Below are 18710 nucleotides of genomic sequence, written 5' to 3'. Positions count from 1 at the left end.
GATCGGCCGATACCATCGCAGTACCCGCGAATCCAGGAGGCCGGCATGCCCGAATACACCGTCGGTGACTACCTGCTGGACCGGCTCGCTGAACTCGGCGCCACCGAGATATTCGGGGTCCCAGGTGATTTCAATCTGGAGTTGCTCGACCATGTGATCGCGCATCCGGATATCCGGTGGGTCGGCAGTGCCAATGAACTCAACGCCGGATACGCCGCCGACGGCTACGGGAGGCTGCGGGGGATGGCGGCGCTGATCACGACGTTCGGCGTCGGGGAGCTGTCCGCCGCCAACGCGATCGCGGGCAGCTACGCCGAGCACGTGCCGGTGGTCCACATCGTCGGCACCCCATCCATCGACGTCCAGGGCTCCCGCCGGGTGATCCACCACTCGCTCGGCGACGGCGACTTCGACCACTTCCTCCGTATCGCCCGCGAAATCACCTGCGCACAAGCCAAACTCGTGCCGGCCACCGCCACTCGGGAAATCGACCGGGTGCTGTCCGAGGTGCACGAGCGCAAGCTGCCGGGCTACCTGATGCTGGCCACCGACGTTGCCCGGTTCCCCGTGGAACCTCCGACGGGACCCCTGCCGCGGTACACCAGTGGCACCAGCCCGCGGGCGCTGTCGCTGTTCACCGCGGCGGCTGCCCGCCTCATCGGCGAGCATCAGCTGACGGTGCTGGCCGACCTCCTCGTGCATCGACTGGAAGCCGTCCCGCAACTGGAGGCACTGCTGGCGGCCGACGTCGTCCCGCACGCCACGCTGATGTGGGGCAAGAGCCTGGTCGACGAGTCGGCGCCCGAATTCCTCGGCATCTATGCGGGCACCTCCAGTCAGGAGTCGGTCCGCCGAGCCATCGAAGAGGCCCCAGTGCTGGTCACCGCAGGGGTTCAGTTCACCGACATGGTGAGCGCATCGTTCACGCAGCAGATCGACCCCGCGCGGACCATCGACATCGGCCCCAATCAGAGCGTCGTGGCGGGTGAAGTCTTTGCACCACTGGACATGTCGGCGGCGCTCGACGCGATCACCGGCATCCTGAAGGGCCGGCCCACCCGGTCGCCGGCGGTGCCCCAGCCCGTGCCCGATGGGTCTGATCCGGTGCTCGAGCCGGATCAGCCGCTCACGCAGAAAGCCTTGTGGGACAAGGTTTGTGGCGCCCTCACCCCGGGCAACGTGGTCTTGGCCGAGCAGGGCACGTCGTACTACGGCATGGCCCGACACCGACTGCCCAGCGGCGTGGCGTTCATCGGTCAGCCGCTATGGGCGTCCATCGGATACACCTTGCCGGCCGCACTCGGCGCGGGCCTGGCCGAACGGAGCCGTCGTCCGGTGTTGCTGATCGGGGACGGCGCCGCACAGTTGACGATCCAGGAACTCGGGCAGTTCGGGCGCGAAGGCGTGCCCGCGGTCGTGATCCTGGTGAACAACGACGGCTACACCGTCGAGCGCGCGATCCACGGTCCCACCGCGCCGTACAACGACATCGTCAGCTGGCGGTGGCGCGACATTCCGGCAGCGCTCGGCATCCGAAACCCGTTGTCCCACCGGGCCACCACCTGCGGAGAGTTGGACGCCGCCTTGGCCGACGCGGCAGCGCACCCGAACGATCTGGTCTTCATCGAAGCCGTGGTGACCGCTCTGGACGTGCCGCCGCTACTGGAGGAACTCGCCGAGGCAATCGCCAAGGCGAACGAGGCTACTTAGCTCCCAGATAGGCATCGGCCCAGGCGCCGATGATCCGTCCCGCTCGCTTGGCCTGGCCAGGTCCGGTGAGCAGGTGTTCGGTGCCCTCCAGCGAGACGAAGCTGCGCGGGTGCCGGGCAGTCCGGAAAATCTCACTGGCGTTCTCGATGCCCACGGTGTTGTCGGTCGGCGAGTGCAGGATCAGCAGCGGCAGGTGCAGCTCCTTGATCTTGCTGTGCAGCTTGGCCGCGCGGACATCCTCCACGAAGTCGCGCTTGAGGGTCAGTTCACGCCCGCCGACCATCCACTGTGCGCTGCCGTTCGCGAGCACGCAGTCGAGGATGTCGTCGTACTGCTTCTCGACATGCGACGGGTCGATGGGCGCACCGACGGTGACGACCGCGCGGACGCCGGGAGCCTGCCGGGCCGCGGACAGGACCGACGCCCCGCCGAACGAGTGCCCGACCAACAATGCCGAAGGCGTGCCGCGCTCGGTCATGAACTTGCACGCCTCGATGACGTCGTTGGTCTTGTGGGTGAAGGACCCGTCGCCCCAGTGGCCTTCTGAGTCACCCAGCCCGATGGCGTCGAAGCGGAGCATCCCGATGCCGTCGGATGCCAGCTGCTTGCAGATGCGTGCCGCGGCGGGGGAGTCCTTGCCGAGGGTGAAGCCGTGGGAGAAGACCCCCCAACCGCGCGGGGTGCCTTCAGGTAGGTCGATGATCCCGGCCAGCATGGGGCCGGTGGAACTCTGGAACTTGACGCGTTCAGCCACGGGACGGGTTTATCACGTGTGGCAAGCCGGACGTGGCCGATTCTTTGCTGGAGGCCATCGGTAGGGTGGAGGTTTCACGGGAAACACGGCCTGCGGGTCGTAGCGGTCAGTGACGCCTGCGCCCCGTATGTAGTCCTGAGATCCGGAGCAGAGTCGTGACCCTGAACACCATCGCCTTCGAACTGGTCCCGCCCAATATTGAGCGCGGTCCCCAGTTTGCGGTCGACGAGGCGCACAAGGTGCTGCTCAACGCCGCGGAGGTCGGCCTCGAGGGCCGTATTCGGCACGTGATGATCCCGGGGATGATCGAGGAAGACGGCGATCGGCCTGTCGAGATGAAGCCGAAGATGGACGTCCTCGATTTCTGGCAGTTGATGAAGCCTGAGCTGCCGGGGATGCGCGGCTTGTGCACGCAGGTGACGTCGTTTTTGGATGAGGATGCGCTCGGCAAGCGCCTGAGCGTGCTGCAGGAGGCGGACTTCGATGGGATCGCGTTCGTGGGCGTGCCGCGCACGATGAGCGACGGTGACGGTACGGGTGTGGCCCCGACTGACGCGTTGACGATCTACCGGGATCAGGTGCCCAACCGGGGTGTCATCTTGATCCCGACGCGTGACGGTGAGCAGGGGCGCTTCAACTTCAAGATCAACCAGGGCGCCACGTACGGGATGACGCAGCTGCTCTATTCGGACACGATTGTGGGGTTCTTGAAGGAGTTCGCTGCGACCACCGAGCATCGGCCGGAGCTGTTGTTGTCGTTCGGGTTTGTGCCGAAGATGGAGTCCAAGGTCGGTTTGATCAATTGGCTGATCCAGGATCCGGGTAATCCGTTGGTGGCCGCGGAGCAGGAGTTCGTGACGCGGTTGGCGGGTGAGGAGCCGGCGGTCAAGCGGACGTTGATGCTCGATCTGTACAAGCGGGTTATCGATGGGGTTGGTGAGTTGGGTTTCCCGATCAGCATCCATCTTGAAGCGGCGTATGGGGTGTCCAGGCCGGCGTTTGAGACGTTCGCCGCGATGTTGGATTACTGGGCACCCGACCAGCCCTAGCCTTCGTCGGCGAAACCGCGTTTCGGCAGACCTTGGGCGCTCAGAGAGAGCGGTTCCGGACCATGGTGAGTTTTCGACGGTTGATGCGCCACCCTTCGTCGGTGCGGACCAGTTCGTCGTCGTAGAACCCGGTCGCATTGACGTCAGATGTCTTGTGTGGCTTCGCGTCCCGAGCAATCAGCAACACGTCGACGTAGGTACGGGCGGTGGCGGTGTCGCCATCGATTTCGATGGCGTGATTGCTGAGCCGGTGCAACGTGTGCTCGAACGGCACGTGCACCTGGATCATGTAGTCCGTCACGCCATCGACTCCGTGCCACGACCCGATCTGGCCGTAGTCCAACACGCAGTCGGCGGTGAACACGGAGCGAAACAATGGCCAGTCCTGCCGGTCGATGCCGGTGGCGTACCTGGTCAGCAGGTCGATGATGTCTTCGCGGTCGGCCATGGGGTTTCTCCATTCGGGTGCGCAACGGGCGGCGACTTTGAGACTACGTAGCTGCGCCCATGCCTCCGGACGAACGGACAGCATCGGCGGGCGTCATACCGCTTGGCATTGACGGAGTCCTTGGTTCCGCGCGATGTGCGGTGTCGCGCGCCCCACTGGCCGGATCCGGGCCGGGCGCTGGGCTTTCGGCACGGTTCGTCGATGACTGTGGAGTACCGCCGGCGGTCTGCTGCGCGCTGATCGACGTCGCCGGCTGCGACCGCGGTATGGCGCCCGGCGCCATCCGCTGAGCGGGGCTCACCGGAGCGGTAGAGATGCGGCCGTCGTTGTTCTGCGCACTGAGGGAACTGGTCGGCTCGGGGCGGTCGATCACGGGACCGGGATGCGGCCCTTTCGCGCCGGCGGGCGTCGCGAATGCGATCGACAGGGCCGAGACTCCAATGACGCCTGCTGCCACGAGGCGAGCGAAGTGCTGGTTGCGGGTGGTGTTCATGGTGCCGCCTTCCTAGATAGTTGCTTAAACAAGTATCTTGAAAAAGCTATTCCACCAGTGGTTACTCGGCGTCTAGGTAGGGTTATGATGGTTGGACAACTAATGAAGACCGGGGGTGCGCTGATGGCTACGGAGAGCGTTGACGGCCAGGAGACGTGTGAGGCGCTGGCGTCGCCGACGGCGGCGCGCAGTGGCCCGGTCAGTCATGCGGTCTTCCAGCTCACGCGACTGACCCGAACGATCGTTGCGACGCTGCTGCGCCCACTCGGTCTGTATCCGGGGCAGGAGCTGGTGATGATGTACCTGTGGGACCGCGGCCCGCTGCGGCAGACGGATCTGGTGCGTCTCACCAGCTCCGACGCCCCCACGATGACGCGCATGATCCAGCGCCTGGAGCACGCCGGGTTCGTGCGTCGTTTCCCGAGTCCCGAGGACAAGCGCGCCCACCTGGTGGAAGCAACGCCCGCGAGCCGCGGATTGCAGCAACAGATCGAAGACGTGTGGAGGCAGCTCGAGGAGATGACCGTCGGCGGTCTGAACGATCAGGAGCGGGACACGGTCCTGCGCGTCGTCGAAGGTCTGGGGCATCGGCTCGCCGGTGCCGCTATGGGCTCCGGCCGCGATCTCCTCGCCCCGTGATGTCGGATTGTGTTGCCGGTTGCTGAAACTCGTTCAGCCCCAGCCTAGTTGACTGTCTGATCGGTCGTCGTGGTGGTGTTGCGAACCATCATGTAGGACGACGTGAGCGCGGCGAGTTCGTCGAGGAATTCGTCATGGTCGATCGCCGGACGGTCGAGCACGTATCTGATGGTCAGATGTTCGACAGCGCGGACGGCAATCCAGACCCGGGTGTCGGCGTGCCGAGTGGGCTCTGGGCGCATCCGCAGGTGGGCGATCGCGAGCTCGCCGACGCGCTGTTCGAAATCGGCGATCTTGCTCCCCAGGCCGAGCCGGGGAGTGTGTTCGATGAGCGCCCGGAGCATCTCGGGTTGATCCATCATTGCGTCGAGCAGAATCGCGATGAGGTCGCGCAGGGAGCTGACGTCTTCGGGTTGGCCCACCTGCGCCACGAGGCGCGTGGTCACCGTGCGCAGGACGTGGTCGGTGTAGTCATCGATGATCGCCGCGATGATGGTGTCCTTGTTGGGAAAGTACTGGTAAAGGGACCCCGGACTGATACCCGCGACCTCCGCGATCCGATTCGTCGTGGCTCCGTCGTAACCGCGCTCGATCAGCACTTCTCGGCCGGCGACGAGGATGCGGTCAACCATCAAACGCGAGCGTTCCTGCCGCGGCGTGCGTCGCGGAACCCCCGAGGTGCTGCTCATTGGGCTGTCACGACACGAATTGTATGCGAGTAAATGCTCGTGTCAGCATTTCATCATGGCCTCATCGACTCAAGAACAATGGCGTTCTGTTCCAGCTCGGCATCCTGACCACCCCCGCGATGTCCCGGCTCTGGTGCGGACGTTCGCGCTGCTGCTGGGTATCGGCAACCCCAACGCGGAGCAGTGGGAGCGGCTCGGTCAGCGACTTACGGTCGGCGACGAGCCGGCGGATCGCCTTGTCGATTGGATGGTGACCACCGGGACACAGCAGGCCCGGACCCTGTTCGACCTGGCCCTGGCTGAGGGCATCGCCAACGTGCCCGATGCGCCGGAACCGTTGCGGGAGTTCTTCGCTCAGATCGAGGACACTCCGGACTGGGTGGACCAGGACAAACTCCGCGTCGGTGCGCGGGCCTTGCGTCGAGGCGGCGCTGATGGGATGTACATCGCGCGCGATGTGTCACTGCTGGGCGGCTATCAGTTCTCCGGCTTCAACAAGACGCTGCTGCGTACCGGTGCGCTGGAGAAAGGGTCCTACAAGCGTTTTGCCGAGACCATGCAGTGGGCCCTGGATGTCATCGCCGAAGATGGCCTGGAACCGCTCGGGGTGGGTTACCGGTCCACGGTCCGAGTGCGGCTGATCCACGGGTTCGTGCGCCGCCATGTCGCGGCGATGCCGGACTGGCGACCCGACGAATGGGGTATGCCGGTCAACCAGACCGATATGGCCGCCACCCTTGTCGGCGCACTCATTGCGCCGCCCGCCGCATCGATCGGCATGGGATTTGTGTTCTCGCCGGCTGAACTTGACGGTCTTGCGCACCTGACCCGGTATGTCGGGTGGTTGATCGGGGTCCAGGATGAGTGGCTGCCCCGCAGCTTCCGTGACGGTATTCGGATTCTGTATCACACGCTCACCGCATTGGCCGAGCCCGACGAATCAACGAAGCAGTTGGCGATTCCGATGGCTGAGGATCCGCTGGCCTGGCATTACCGCGTCCTGCCGGGCCTGCGCCGCCGCATCGCAAAGGTCCAGCATCTGTCGGTCACCAGTGCCTTCCTGGGACCACGCGCGATGCGGAACCTGGGCCTGACCTACGTACTGCCGTGGTACCCGGTAGTGCGCATCCCGGTAAACCTGGCTCTCAGTGTGGCTGCCCTGACTGTGCCCGGTGCGATGGCCCGCGCTGACGTGCGTGGGCAACGGGAGCAAGAAGTGTTGCTACGCACCATGATCGGCGACAGCGTGACAACGATCGGAGAATCGGCCGCGCACGTCAGCCGTGTTGCATGACAGCAGGCGCCGCTGCGAATTCGAAGAGCGCCAGGGTCCTCGATCTCTGAAGCCAACCGACCGTGCTGCAGGTCACCACCTATCCTGGGACTGGTGTCCGACCTTCAGCTGCGCGATCTGCGCGACCGTCTCGATGGGCTGACCATCCGTGACGCCGCGCGGCTGGATCGTCGGCTGAAGAACCTGCGGGGCGACACCCCCGAGAAGATCGCAGAACAGATCGCTGCGGCGGAGGGCGTGATCGCCGGCCGTCTCGCGGCGGTGCCCGTCATCACCTACCCGGACCTGCCGGTCACCGACCGGCGCGCGGAAATAGCCAAGGCCATCACCGAGAACCAGGTGGTGATCGTCGCCGGCGAGACCGGATCGGGCAAGACGACGCAGCTGCCCAAGATCTGCCTGGAACTCGGCCGCGGCATCCGCGGCACCATCGGGCACACCCAGCCGCGCCGGCTGGCGGCCCGCACCGTGGCGCAGCGCATTGCCGACGAAACCGGCACCGCGCTCGGTGGTGCCATCGGCTACACGGTGCGCTTCACCGACCAGGCCAGCGACTCGACCCTGGTCAAGCTGATGACTGACGGCATTCTGCTCGCCGAGATTCAGAGGGACCGGCGGCTGCTCCGGTACGACACTCTGATCCTCGACGAGGCTCACGAACGCAGCCTGAACATCGACTTCCTGTTGGGCTACTTGCGCGAATTATTGCCGCGGCGCCCGGATCTCAAGGTCATCGTGACGTCGGCGACCATCGAGCCGGAACGGTTCGCCAAGCACTTCTTCGATGCCCCGATCGTCGAGGTCTCCGGCCGCACGTACCCGGTCGAAATCCGTTACCGCCCTCTGGAAGTCCCTGTTGCGGTGGATGACAGTGACGATCCGGACGATCCGGACCACGAGATCGTCCGCACCGAGCCGCGCGACCAGACCGAGGCGATCGTCGACGCGGTGCGCGAACTGGAATCCGAACCGGCCGGCGACGTACTGGTGTTCCTGTCCGGCGAACGCGAAATCCGAGATACCGCAGAGGCATTGCGCGACGCCTTCTCCGGCGACGTGTTTCCGACGGAGATCTTGCCGCTGTACGCCCGGCTGCCCACGGCGGACCAGCAGAAGGTCTTCAATGCCAAGCCGGGTGGCCCGCGCCGGATTGTGTTGGCCACCAACGTCGCCGAGACGTCACTGACTGTCCCGGGTATCCGGTACGTGGTCGACCCCGGCACCGCCCGCATCTCCCGTTACAGCCGGCGCACCAAGGTGCAGCGGCTGCCGATCGAACCGATCTCACAGGCCTCGGCCGCCCAGCGGTCCGGCCGGTCCGGCCGTACGGCACCCGGTGTGTGTATCCGCCTGTATTCGGAGGACGACTTCGAGTCGCGGCCCCGGTACACCGATCCGGAAATCCTACGCACCAACCTGGGTGCGGTCATCCTGCAGATGGCGGCCCTTGGGCTGGGAGACATCGAAGCGTTCCCGTTCCTCGACCCGCCCGATGCGCGCAGCATCCGCGACGGCATCCAATTGCTCCAGGAACTGGGCGCTTTCGACGCCAAGGGTGCCATCACCGACGTCGGTCGCCGGCTGGCCCGGCTGCCGTTGGACCCGCGGGTCGGCCGGATGATCCTGCAGGCCGACACCGAAGGCTGCGTGCGCGAGGTGCTGATCCTGGCGGCCGCGCTGTCGATTCCGGATCCGCGGGAACGGCCGTCGGACCGGGAAGAAGCGGCCCGGCAGAAGCACGCCCGCTTCGCCGACGAGCATTCGGACTTCGTGTCCTACCTGAACCTGTGGAACTACCTGCGTGAGCAGCGGAACCAGTTGTCCGGCAGCGCATTCCGCCGGATGTGCCGCGACGAGTTCCTGCACTATCTGCGGATTCGCGAATGGCAGGACCTGGTCGGCCAATTGCGCAGCATCGCCGGCGATCTCGGCATTCGGGAGTCTGGTGACGATGCGGACGCTCTGCGCGTCCACACCGCGCTGACCGCCGGGCTGCTGTCGCACGTCGGGTTGCGGGAAGGCGAGACGCGGGATTACCAGGGCGCCCGCAACTCTCGGTTCGTGTTGGCGCCGGGCTCGGTGCTGACCAAGAAGCCGCCGCGCTGGATCGTCGTCGCGGACCTGGTGGAAACCAGCCGGCTGTTCGGCCGCATTGCGGCTCGGATCGAGCCCGAGACGGTCGAGCGGGTCGCCGGAGATCTGGTGCAGCGCACCTTCAGTGAGCCGCACTGGGATGCCCGCCGCGGTGCCGTCATGGCGTTCGAACGGGTGACGCTCTACGGGCTGCCGTTGGTGCCGCGCAGACGGGTTGGATACGCGCAGGTGGACCAGGTGGTCGCCCGCGAGCTGTTCATCCGGCACGCGCTGGTCGAGGGGGACTGGCAGACGCGGCACCATTTCTTCCGGGACAACACGCGGTTGCGTGCCGAACTGGAAGAGCTGGAGGAACGCGCCCGGCGCCGTGATCTGCTGGCGGGCGACGACGAGGTCTACGCCTTCTATGACCAGCGCGTGCCCGAAAATGCAGTGTCAGCAAAGCATTTCGATGCCTGGTGGAAGAAGCAGCGGCATGTGACGCCGGACCTGCTGACCATGACACGCAGCGACCTGCTCCGTGCGGACACCGATGCCGATCAGCCCGATGCCTGGCAGACGGGCGACTTGTCGCTGCCGCTGAGCTACCGGTTCGAGCCGGGGGCCGCTGATGACGGTGTGACGGTGCATGTCCCGGTCGAGGTGCTGGCCAGACTCGGGGGCGATGGTTTTGCCTGGCAGGTGCCCGCGCTCCGCGAGGAATTGGTGTCGGCGCTGATCAAGTCGCTGCCCAAGGATTTGCGGCGCAACTTTGTGCCGGCACCCGACACCGCACGGGCGGTACTGCCGGACCTGAATCCCGGCGACGGCTCGCTACTCGAGGAATTGCAGCGGGAACTGCGCAGGCGCAGTGGCATTCTGGTGCCGATCGACGCTTTCGACCTGAGCAAGGTTCCCGATCATCTGCGGGTCACGTTCGCGGTCGAGAAAGACGGCACCGAGGTGGCGCGCGGCAAGGACCTGGGCGCGCTCCACGACAAGCTGGCCGGATCGGTGCGGCAGGCGGTTGCCGGTGCTGTTGCGGGCGATCTGCAGCGGACCGGTCTGAAATCCTGGCCCGAAGACCTCGCCGAATTGCCTCGGACAGTGGAGAGCTCGGCCGCTGGCCATACGGTGCGCGGATTCCCGGCATTTGTGGATACCGGAGCAGCGGTCGATATCCGGGTGTTCCCGACGGTGGCCGAACAGGCCGCGGCCATGGGCCCGGGGCTGCGACGACTGCTCCGCCTGGCCGCACCGTCGCCGGTTAAGGCAGCTGAGCGTGGGCTGAATCCTCGTGCGCGACTGTCGCTCTCCAGCAATCCGGACGGCAGCCTGGCTGCGCTGCTGGAGGATTGTGCTGATGCCGCGATGCGGGTGTTGGCGCCCAAACCGGTCTGGACTGCCGCTGAATTCGGGTCGCTCCGTGACGCGGTCGCAGCCAAGTTGGTCCCGACGACGCTCGACGTCGTCGGCCGCGTCGAGCGGGTGCTGGCGGCTGCGCATGCGGCGCAGGTTGCCTTGCCCGACAGGCCATCTGCCCTGCAGGCCGACGCGGTCGCCGACATTCGCGCGCAGCTGGCTCGGCTGTTGCCCGTGGGGTTCGTTGCGGCTACGGGTGTCACCCACCTCGCTGACCTGACCCGGTATCTGACCGCGGTCGGCCGGCGGCTGGAGCGGTTGCCCCAGGCTCTGGCCGCGGACCGCGAACGGATGGATCGGGTCTATGCCGTCGAAGACGCGTACGACGAACTGCGGCAGGCACTTTCACCCCTACGCTGCCAGGGCGACGACGTCCGCGACATCGCCCGGCAAATCGAAGAACTGCGCGTCAGCCTCTGGGCCCAGCAGTTGGGCACCCCGCGGCCGGTCAGCGAGCAGCGGATTTACCGGGCGATCGACGCCGTCGTCCCGTGATTTGTGCACGATTTTCCGCGGTCGGCGCAAAAAATCGTGCACAAACCGCTCAGGAAGGCGAGGTGGGGGCGTCCGCGATCTTGACCAGCTGCACTTCGGGCCGGTCCGGCACCTGATCGGTGAGGAACCACCGGAATGCCAGAATGCCCTGCGGATAGCCCAGTGTGGTCAATGAATTCGGGTGCGCGGTGGTGCCGCCGGACAGGACTACCGTCACCGTGCCGTCCGAGTTGGGCACCGCGCTGTACCCGTTGACCGAGCTGCGGGCGTCACGGACACCCGGGTTGGCCATGAACTGGTTCCACACCACCAGGTTCCAGAACCGGCACGCCGGCGGTCGATGGGTGATGACGAGTGCTTCGTCCTCGGCCAGCACGAAGCTGCCGTAGGAATAGCAGGCATCGCGCGCCGACCAGCCGAAGTTGGCGTCCGGCACTTGGTAGGGCGCGGCGAATTCGTTGGCCGAGTGGGCGACGGAGTGGCCCAGGGAAGTCTCGTCGGGCCGGGTGCCCACCGGCATCGGCATGATGGCGAACAGTGTTCGGAGCCAAGTGGCGCTGGCCCGTAGCGCGGCAGCGGTGGCAACATCGTTGTGCCGCAACGGCTCAGGTGCGTCGAGTGCCTCAATGTTCCAGGTGGCCGCTCGGCCGGTGTCAGGGTCCGCCTGATAGTCGCGGGTGAAGAAGACCGCGGCGTCGGGCAAGGGCCCGATCTCGAAGGAGAAGTTGCCCTCGTCGTCGAAATCCATTTCGTCGTCCCGGATTATCGCCACCACGCGATTGGACCAGGCGCCAGGGGAGGGTTCGTTGTACGCGGTCAGTGACAGATAGACGCTGTCCCCCTTGTTGCCGCTGATCCGGTAGCGGCCCTGCGGGTCGACCGGGCACATGTAGTAGTGCGCATCGGTGTTGTCGCCGCCCCAGCGACGGTCGTGCCGGAACGGTGAATTGACCAGGATGAACTGTGGCCGTCCGGGTTCGGGATACAGGTAGCAGTCGAGCGCCACCCCGAGTCCGGTTGCGAGCATCCGGTAACCGTCGGCGATCTGGCGGTCGTCGGTGACGGCACGCGGACCCTCGAGGAAGGAGGTGTCGAGCTCGCGAAGGGTGTCGAGGAGTTCCCGCCAAGCGGCAGCGGATTCGGTCATGCGCCAATACCTTTCAGAATGAGTGTGGTGTTGCGGTCGATCCAGTCGTCATCGGGGGCAGCGCCCCGTGTGAGTGCGGCGAGCAATGCGATACCGGTGATGACCTCGGTCAGGTCAGTGGAGGTGACGTCCGCGCGGAGTTCGCTGCGCGCTGCCGCGGCGTCTAGTCGGGCGTGTAGTTCGGGCCCCAATGCGTCGGCGAACCGGCCCAGCAGAGCGCTGTGCAGGGTGGCGTCGGCGGTCATTTCACCGAGCAGTCCGGGTAGGGCGGCGCGAGCCGCGGGAGTGCTGAACACTGCAACGGTGCCGCGGACCATGGCCCGGACATCGCCGGCCAGCGACCCGGTGTCGGGCAGTTCGGTGGCGATGCCGGCGGGGAACACGGCCTCGTGGACGAGATGTGCCTTGCTGGGCCAGCGCCGATAGATCGCCGGCTTGCTGGTGCCGGCCTGCTTGGCGATGGCGTCCACCGACAGTGCGGCATAACCGACTTCGCCGAGCAATTGCACGGTGGCGTCCAGCACGGCGTCGTCGATGCGCCGATCACGAGGTCTACCAAGTTCTTTCGCCATTACGAAACTCATAGTAACATAAATAGGGTGACTGACACCACAGACGTTGTCCGGCTCGATGACCTGGCCGATCCCACCTTCACGGCCGAGGCGCAGCAGTTCCGGGACATGATGACGATGATGGCCGCGGACTGTCCGCTCGACGCGGCTGCGCTGCACGCAAGGGCAAGCGCCGACACCGGCCTCGATGACTTCGGTCCTACCGACTACTGCGAGCGCCTCGACGTGCTGCTCAAAGCGCTGCGGGAAATCGACGGCCTCAACGGCCCCGGCGTCGTGAACTTCTACGGTCAACTACTGCAGCTGCTGAAGAACCGGCTGCTGCTGACCGATCTGTTGAGGCGCCACCCCGAGATTCACGATATCGACCTACTGCCACCAGTCGTGATCGTCGGGCTGCCACGCACCGGCACGACGCACCTGCACAACCTGCTGGCTGCCTCCGGGACCTTCCGGACCCTGCCATATTGGGAGTCGATGGAGCCGTTCCCGCTGGCTTCCGAGGCCGGTATCGAGCCGGACCCGCGGCGGACCCGGATGGACGTCGCCGTCAGCGTGATGAACATCGTGATGCCGCACTTCCCGCTGATGCACGAGATGACCACCGACCATGTGCACGAGGAAATTCAGTTGTTGGCCAACGACTTTTCCACGATGTACTTCGAGACCTTGGCGGACGTCCCCGCGTGGCGTGACTACTACGAAGCCCACGACCAGACGCCGCACTACCGGCACATGGTGACCCAGCTGAAGGCCTTGCAGTTCCTGCGTGGCGGCCGGCGCTGGTTGCTCAAGTCGCCGCAGCATCTCGAACAACTACCGGTGCTCAATGCCGAATTGCCCGGTGTGGTAGGCGTTTTCACGCATCGCGATCCTGTGCCGGTGGTGCTGTCGATGATCGCGATGATCACCTACTCGGCGCGTATGCACCGCAGCCCGGTTCCGGTCGAACACATCGCGGCGTACTGGGTACAGCGGCTGGAGCACATGCTCGCGGGCCTGGTCCGTAACCGGGAGATCATCGGCCGGGACCGGTCCATCGACATCCGCTTCGACGATTTCATGGCCGACGATCTCGGGACCGCAGAAAGCGTGTTCGCCCTTGCGGAGGAACAACTTTCGGAAGTCGAACGCAACAAGATGGCGGATTACCTGGCCGCTCATCAGCGCGGCCGGCTGGGCCGGGTCGAGACGTCCTGCGAGATGTTCGGGCTCGACCCGGAAGACCTGGAGGCCCGCTTCGCGCCCTACACCCAGCGCTTCCTGGCCTAGTTTCTCCCCGCGAACAGACATAAAACTGTCGTTTTCGCGCCGAAATCGACAGTTTTGCGTCTGCTCGCGCTTAGGGCTGCTCCATGGTCGCCGGGTCGGCCAGGGGCACCACCAGGTGCGATGCGTGGATGCCGCCTTGCGAAATCCGGTAGACCCCGCCGGCCAGCGCTGCCCGCTGCGGGCGGGTCGGCACCAGATGTGGGAAGTCGTAGGTGGTGATGGTCAGCCGTAACCGATGGCCCGAGGCGATGATTGCCGCGGTGGGAAAGACCTCGATGTCGTAGCGGGTCAGCTCACCGGGCACGACGGGTTCGGCCGCCGCCTTGGTGCTGATGTGCTGTGGCCGGAGCACGGTGCCGTCGGGCAGCAGCCAGCTGGCCTCGGGGTCGAGGGCGCGATGCGAACCGAGGAGCGCCCCTTGCGTCAGCGGCCTGCTGACGCCATCCGGAGAGAGGTCGTCGAGGTGTGCGACCCACAGGGTTTCGGTTCGATCCGCAGTGGCGAAGATTGTCAGCCCAACCGGCCCGGCCAGCAGTTGTTCGGTGTCGAACGCCTCGCTGGTGTAGGTCAGGGCCTGGCGCTGCAGCCGGGTGTTGTCCTGGTCGTAGCGGACGCTCCGGCCCGTCTGAGAGACCATGAAACTGCCCATGCCGAGGCTCCACTGCTCCAGGCTGCGTCCGGAAACCGGTCCGCGAGAGAGGTATTGCAGCGTGGCGGTCGACTCGTCCGTCGACGGCGTGGCATGCAGGCCGCCGCCCAGACCGAGGTAGAGCCTGGTCGGTTTTGCTTCCGGGAACGGATAGGCGTTGGTGCGGAACCACTTTGAGCTCCCGATGGCCCGGAACCGCACCGGATCGCCCGCGACGGCGGCGGTGTCGTCGTCTTTGAGCCAATGTTCGAACCAGCGCAGCTGCAAGGCCTGCAGATGCTGGCCGTCGAGATCCGAGACGTGGTACCACGGGCCGGCCATCAGCTGGAACTTGTCGGAGACAGGCTGGTCGGCCGTCATGGCAGCGCCGGCGGGACGGCCGGCGAAGGTGTTCTGCAGTGCGGCGTAGTTCAGCGGCGCTCCGCGTTGGAACGCGTCGTGCCACCCGGCCACCAGAAAGACCGCGACACCGTTCTCGGCGATCTTCGGCACCACATCCGCCGGGCGCATGGTGTCCCAGAAGGCTCCGTCGAATGCGGTGTCGCCGCCGGCGATCGCGTCCTTGATCAGGTTCTTGAAGTAGCCGCGCTGGTCGCGACCCCGCTGCCGCACGGCGGAAATGCCGCCGGCCCTGGGCCTTTCATGCCCACCGCGATGCGCGAACTCCAGCGCGGGGTTGACCACGTTCAGCAGCGAGTAGGTGGCGCCGTAGGCGCGGACCGTACGCATATGCGGGACGCCGCCCATGGTGACGACGTCGCGATAGAAGTCGTTGGCGGCCATCGCCGGGAAGATGGCCTTGAGCGGCGACCCGGGGCCGACCGCGGCCGCCGTCATCAGCTGGTTGATGGCCAGATACGAAATACCGAACATGCCGACCCGGCCATTCGAATTGGGCAGCGACGCAGCCCAATTGACCAGATCGACGCCGTCCTGGACCTGCTCGGGTCCCAGCATCTCGAAAGAGCCGCCCGACACACCGGTGCCCCGCACGTCGGCCATCACCTCGATGTAGCCACGGCGAATCAGATACGGTGTTGCGCCGCCGCCAATTTGGGCAGCGGGAGGGGGTGCCTTCTTGCCGTACGGCGTCATCGACAGCAGCACGGGGAAGGGCCCGGCCGCGGGCTCGCCCGTGCCCGGATCGGTCGGATAGTGGATGTCCACCCGCAGCGCGATGCCGTCACTCATCGGCACCGCCACGTTGTGGTGGACACCGATGCCGTACTGCGCCGGCGGGGCTTCCCACGCTGGCAGTAGCGGCGATGGACTGGTCTTGCGGGTGCGGGTGGCGGCCCAACCGGCTATGGCCTTGATACGCGCCCCCACGCCTGCTGTCTCGACGTTCGTCTCCACGCCTCGACCGTACGCCGAACCCGAAAGAAGTTATGGCTTCGTGACGGAACCGTGTCTGGGCGCTCGGGGGTGTTCCCAGGGTCGGTCCGTAGCATCCAATCAGTGACCAGTAGTCCGTGTGAAAGAGACGACGAGGCCAAGGGCGTCGGCTGCATCTCGCGCCGGCGCATGCTGAGAATGGCTGCGGCGGCGCCGGTCCTGGTCGGTATGCCTGCCATGATGTCGTCGCTCACTGCGCCCGTGGCGAAAGCAGCTGGTCTCGCCGGGGCCGTCGTGTTCCTGGACCCGGGGCACAACGGGGCCAACGACTCGTCGATCAGCAAGCAGGTGCCCACCGGCCGCGGCGGTACCAAGGACTGCCAGACCAGCGGAACCTCCACAACGGCAGGGTTTCCCGAGCATTCGTTCACCTGGAACGTGGTGCTGCTGATGCAGCAGCAATTGGCGAATGCCGGCGTGCAGGTCCACCTGTCTCGCAACAACGACAATGCCCTGGGGCCATGTGTAGATCAGCGGGCGGAGATGGCGAATTCCCTGCGGCCGAATGCGGTTGTGTCGGTCCACGCCGACGGCGGCCCCGCTGGCGGCCACGGTTTCCACGTCAATTACTCGGCGCCCCCGCTGAATCAGGTACAGGCCGGGCCGTCGGTGCAATTCGCGCAGATCATGCGCGATCGCATGGTGGCAGCGGGGCTGACCCCAGCGACCTATATCGGTAGCAACGGCCTCTACGGCCGGGCCGACCTGACCGGGCTGAACCTCGCTCAGTTCCCATCGATCCTGGTCGAGTGCGGCAACATGAAGAACCCTCAAGAAGGCGCGGCGATGGCCACCATGCAGGGGTGGCAGACCTACGCGAACGCCATCTGCCAGGGGATCGCCGCGTTCATCCAGGCGAGCTAGAGCTCAGCCAGCGCGACACCGGTGACACCGGGACCCAGTTGCGCCAGCTCGCGGTCGGTTCCGTCGGCGAGATTCACCGCGCGGATACCGCCGGAGCGCAGCTCGCTCACGTAGTAGGTCGTGCAGTCGGTCGTGGCCAGACCAATCGCCTCCTGGTACCCGCGGGACAGGATCTCGTAGGCCCCGGCCGCAGGCTGGACCTGTCCGCGATTGAGCGTGTTGCCGTCCGGTTCAGCGCCGCGGTCCGTCCAGACCAAGCGCCCCGAATCGTCCAGATCCAGATCGATGGGCTCGGGCAGGTCCTGCCACAGCAACTCGATGTCGTCGCGGTCAGCGGCCGTGCGGCCCACCGGAATATTGGTGCCGCACCGGAAGATTCGGCCCTGACCGGCGTCGGGCGCGCCCTTCTGCGTCCAATAGACCAGGCGATTGACCGGGTCGATGGCGATGCCCACGCAGTGATTGCGCGCATCCTGCGCGTCGGTTCCCGCCACCACCAGCGTCTCCAAACCGGAACCGTCCAGCCGGCAGCGCAGCACCTGCATGCCTTCGCGGTCGCACCAGTAGAGCAACCCCGCGCCGAAATCAGCCGTCAACTGCTTGCCCGTGGTGAACGCACCCCGCGGCACGATGGTTCGCCGGTCCGAGCCGTCCAGAGTCACCCGCTCGAGCGATCCGTTGCGCGTGAAGAACGTCGACCGGGACCCTCGCCCTGAACCGGGGTCCGGGGTGCCCATGTTCGTCCAGTAGATGTGGCCCCGGGCCTGGTCGACGACGATGCCGTCGGGTGTCTCATCGACATCGGCGACCAGCGTCCGGACCCGCGAACCGTCCAGCGACACGGCCTGAATCTCGCGCTTGGCGATGTGCAGCACCAAAAGTTCGGTCATGCCCCGGATTATTCAGCGGGGTCGCTAGCGTTGTGTGACCGGAGTATTCATTGGAGGCTGATTGTGCACATTGATCTGACCGGTAAGACCGCCCTGGTAACCGGATCCACCCAGGGCATCGGGCTGGCCATCGCCGAGGGACTGGGTGCCAGCGGCGCCCGCGTCGCAGTGAACGGACGCAGCGGGGAACGAGTCCAAGCGGCCGTCGCCGAGCTGACCGCCAAAGGCCTCGCCGATGTCGTCGGCGTCGCCGCGGACGTCACCACCGCCGAGGGCGTAGCTCAACTCACACAACAACTTCCGGATGTCGACATCCTGGTGAACAACCTCGGCATCTTCGGGTCGATCCCGGCCCAGGAGATCACGGACGACGAGTGGCGGCGGTATTTCGAGGTCAACGTCCTGTCCGCGGTCCGGCTCATCCGCACCTACCTGCCGGGGATGACGGAACGCGGCTGGGGCCGCATGATCCAGATTGCCAGCGACTCGGCGATCGTCATCCCCGAGGAGATGATCCACTACGGCACGTCCAAGACCGCACTGCTGGCGGTGACCCGCGGTTTCGCCAAGGACGCGGCAGGCACCGGCGTCACGGTGAATTCGGTGATCGCCGGCCCGACGCACACCGGCGGCGTCGAGGACTTCGTGTACCAGCTGGTCGACAAGAACCTGCCGTGGGACGAGGCGCAGCGCGAATTCATGATCAAGTACCGCCCACAATCGTTGCTACGCAGGCTGATTGAACCCGAAGAGATCGCCAACATGGTGGTCTACCTCAGCTCGGAGCAGTCCTCGGCCACCACGGGCGCCGCGGTCCGCGCCGACGGTGGCTACGTCGACTCGATCCTGCCCTGA

General features: G+C 65.9%; 16 protein-coding genes. 8 read left to right on the top strand and 8 right to left on the bottom strand.

Annotated features, from left to right (window positions below):
- Positions 1 to 45 precede the first annotated feature (45 nt).
- On the top strand, positions 46 to 1710 hold the full coding sequence (locus TL10_RS09765) for an alpha-keto acid decarboxylase family protein (protein ID WP_043985571.1): 1665 nt from the start codon (positions 46 to 48) through the stop codon (positions 1708 to 1710).
- Here TL10_RS09765 and TL10_RS09760 read toward each other — a convergent pair.
- Positions 1703 to 2464, bottom strand: coding sequence for an alpha/beta hydrolase family protein (locus TL10_RS09760; RefSeq protein WP_043391812.1), 762 nt, complete (start codon positions 2462 to 2464; stop codon positions 1703 to 1705). The genes TL10_RS09765 and TL10_RS09760 overlap by 8 nt on opposite strands.
- Positions 2465 to 2619: 155 nt before the next feature.
- Here TL10_RS09760 and TL10_RS09755 point away from each other — a divergent pair, with 155 nt between their 5' ends.
- On the top strand, positions 2620 to 3513 hold the full coding sequence (locus TL10_RS09755; protein WP_043985498.1) for a mycobacterial-type methylenetetrahydrofolate reductase: 894 nt from the start codon (positions 2620 to 2622) through the stop codon (positions 3511 to 3513).
- Positions 3514 to 3553: 40 nt separating this feature from the next.
- Here the strand turns inward: TL10_RS09755 and TL10_RS09750 are convergent, their stop codons facing one another.
- Complete coding sequence (locus TL10_RS09750; protein WP_043985497.1) at positions 3554 to 3961, bottom strand: nuclear transport factor 2 family protein; 408 nt, start codon at positions 3959 to 3961, stop codon at positions 3554 to 3556.
- Positions 3962 to 4004: 43 nt separating this feature from the next.
- On the bottom strand, positions 4005 to 4454 hold the full coding sequence (locus tag TL10_RS30925) for a hypothetical protein (RefSeq protein ID WP_131630712.1): 450 nt from the start codon (positions 4452 to 4454) through the stop codon (positions 4005 to 4007).
- 123 nt (positions 4455 to 4577) lie between these two features.
- Between TL10_RS30925 and TL10_RS09745 the strand changes: the two genes are divergently transcribed.
- Complete coding sequence (locus TL10_RS09745; RefSeq protein ID WP_043985570.1) at positions 4578 to 5093, top strand: MarR family winged helix-turn-helix transcriptional regulator; 516 nt, start codon at positions 4578 to 4580, stop codon at positions 5091 to 5093.
- 44 nt (positions 5094 to 5137) lie between these two features.
- Here the strand turns inward: TL10_RS09745 and TL10_RS09740 are convergent, their stop codons facing one another.
- Positions 5138 to 5725: a TetR/AcrR family transcriptional regulator gene (locus tag TL10_RS09740; protein ID WP_043985569.1), complete on the bottom strand. Its 588-nt coding sequence runs from the start codon at positions 5723 to 5725 to the stop codon at positions 5138 to 5140.
- 112 nt (positions 5726 to 5837) lie between these two features.
- Here TL10_RS09740 and TL10_RS09735 point away from each other — a divergent pair, with 112 nt between their 5' ends.
- Together TL10_RS09735 and hrpA are read left to right on the top strand one after the other, a co-directional pair.
- Positions 5838 to 7076: an oxygenase MpaB family protein gene (locus TL10_RS09735; RefSeq protein WP_043985496.1), complete on the top strand. Its 1239-nt coding sequence runs from the start codon at positions 5838 to 5840 to the stop codon at positions 7074 to 7076.
- A gap of 93 nt (positions 7077 to 7169) precedes the next feature.
- Positions 7170 to 11066: an ATP-dependent RNA helicase HrpA gene (gene hrpA / locus TL10_RS09730; RefSeq protein WP_043985495.1), complete on the top strand. Its 3897-nt coding sequence runs from the start codon at positions 7170 to 7172 to the stop codon at positions 11064 to 11066.
- 49 nt (positions 11067 to 11115) lie between these two features.
- Here the strand turns inward: hrpA and TL10_RS09725 are convergent, their stop codons facing one another.
- Positions 11116 to 12213, bottom strand: a complete 1098-nt coding sequence (locus TL10_RS09725; protein ID WP_043985494.1) for a DUF1214 domain-containing protein — start codon at positions 12211 to 12213, stop codon at positions 11116 to 11118.
- Entirely contained in the window at positions 12210 to 12785 is a 576-nt protein-coding gene (locus TL10_RS09720; protein ID WP_043985493.1) for a TetR/AcrR family transcriptional regulator, read from the bottom strand. The genes TL10_RS09725 and TL10_RS09720 overlap by 4 nt, the downstream gene beginning before the upstream one ends.
- A gap of 108 nt (positions 12786 to 12893) precedes the next feature.
- On the opposite strand from TL10_RS09720, the gene TL10_RS09715 reads away from it, so the two are divergent.
- A complete protein-coding gene (locus TL10_RS09715; protein WP_234711420.1) occupies positions 12894 to 14057 on the top strand; it encodes a sulfotransferase family protein in 1164 nt (387 codons plus the stop codon).
- A gap of 70 nt (positions 14058 to 14127) precedes the next feature.
- Here the strand turns inward: TL10_RS09715 and TL10_RS09710 are convergent, their stop codons facing one another.
- A complete protein-coding gene (locus tag TL10_RS09710) occupies positions 14128 to 15927 on the bottom strand; it encodes a CocE/NonD family hydrolase (protein WP_043985568.1) in 1800 nt (599 codons plus the stop codon).
- A 312-nt stretch (positions 15928 to 16239) separates the two neighbouring features.
- Between TL10_RS09710 and TL10_RS09705 the strand changes: the two genes are divergently transcribed.
- On the top strand, positions 16240 to 16965 hold the full coding sequence (locus TL10_RS09705) for an Rv3717 family N-acetylmuramoyl-L-alanine amidase (protein WP_110789021.1): 726 nt from the start codon (positions 16240 to 16242) through the stop codon (positions 16963 to 16965).
- On the opposite strand, the gene TL10_RS09700 is transcribed toward TL10_RS09705, so the two are convergent.
- Positions 16962 to 17855 (bottom strand): hypothetical protein, encoded by an 894-nt coding sequence (locus TL10_RS09700; RefSeq protein WP_043985490.1) that lies wholly within the window; start codon positions 17853 to 17855, stop codon positions 16962 to 16964. The genes TL10_RS09705 and TL10_RS09700 overlap by 4 nt on opposite strands.
- Positions 17856 to 17918: 63 nt before the next feature.
- Between TL10_RS09700 and TL10_RS09695 the strand changes: the two genes are divergently transcribed.
- Complete coding sequence (locus tag TL10_RS09695; RefSeq protein ID WP_043402303.1) at positions 17919 to 18710, top strand: SDR family NAD(P)-dependent oxidoreductase; 792 nt, start codon at positions 17919 to 17921, stop codon at positions 18708 to 18710.

Origin of the sequence: Mycolicibacterium llatzerense (assembly GCF_000878195.1) — a bacterium.
Taxonomy (GTDB): domain Bacteria; phylum Actinomycetota; class Actinomycetes; order Mycobacteriales; family Mycobacteriaceae; genus Mycobacterium; species Mycobacterium llatzerense.
Note: the sequence above shows the minus strand (reverse complement) of the source record. Positions and strands in the feature narration are given on the sequence as shown.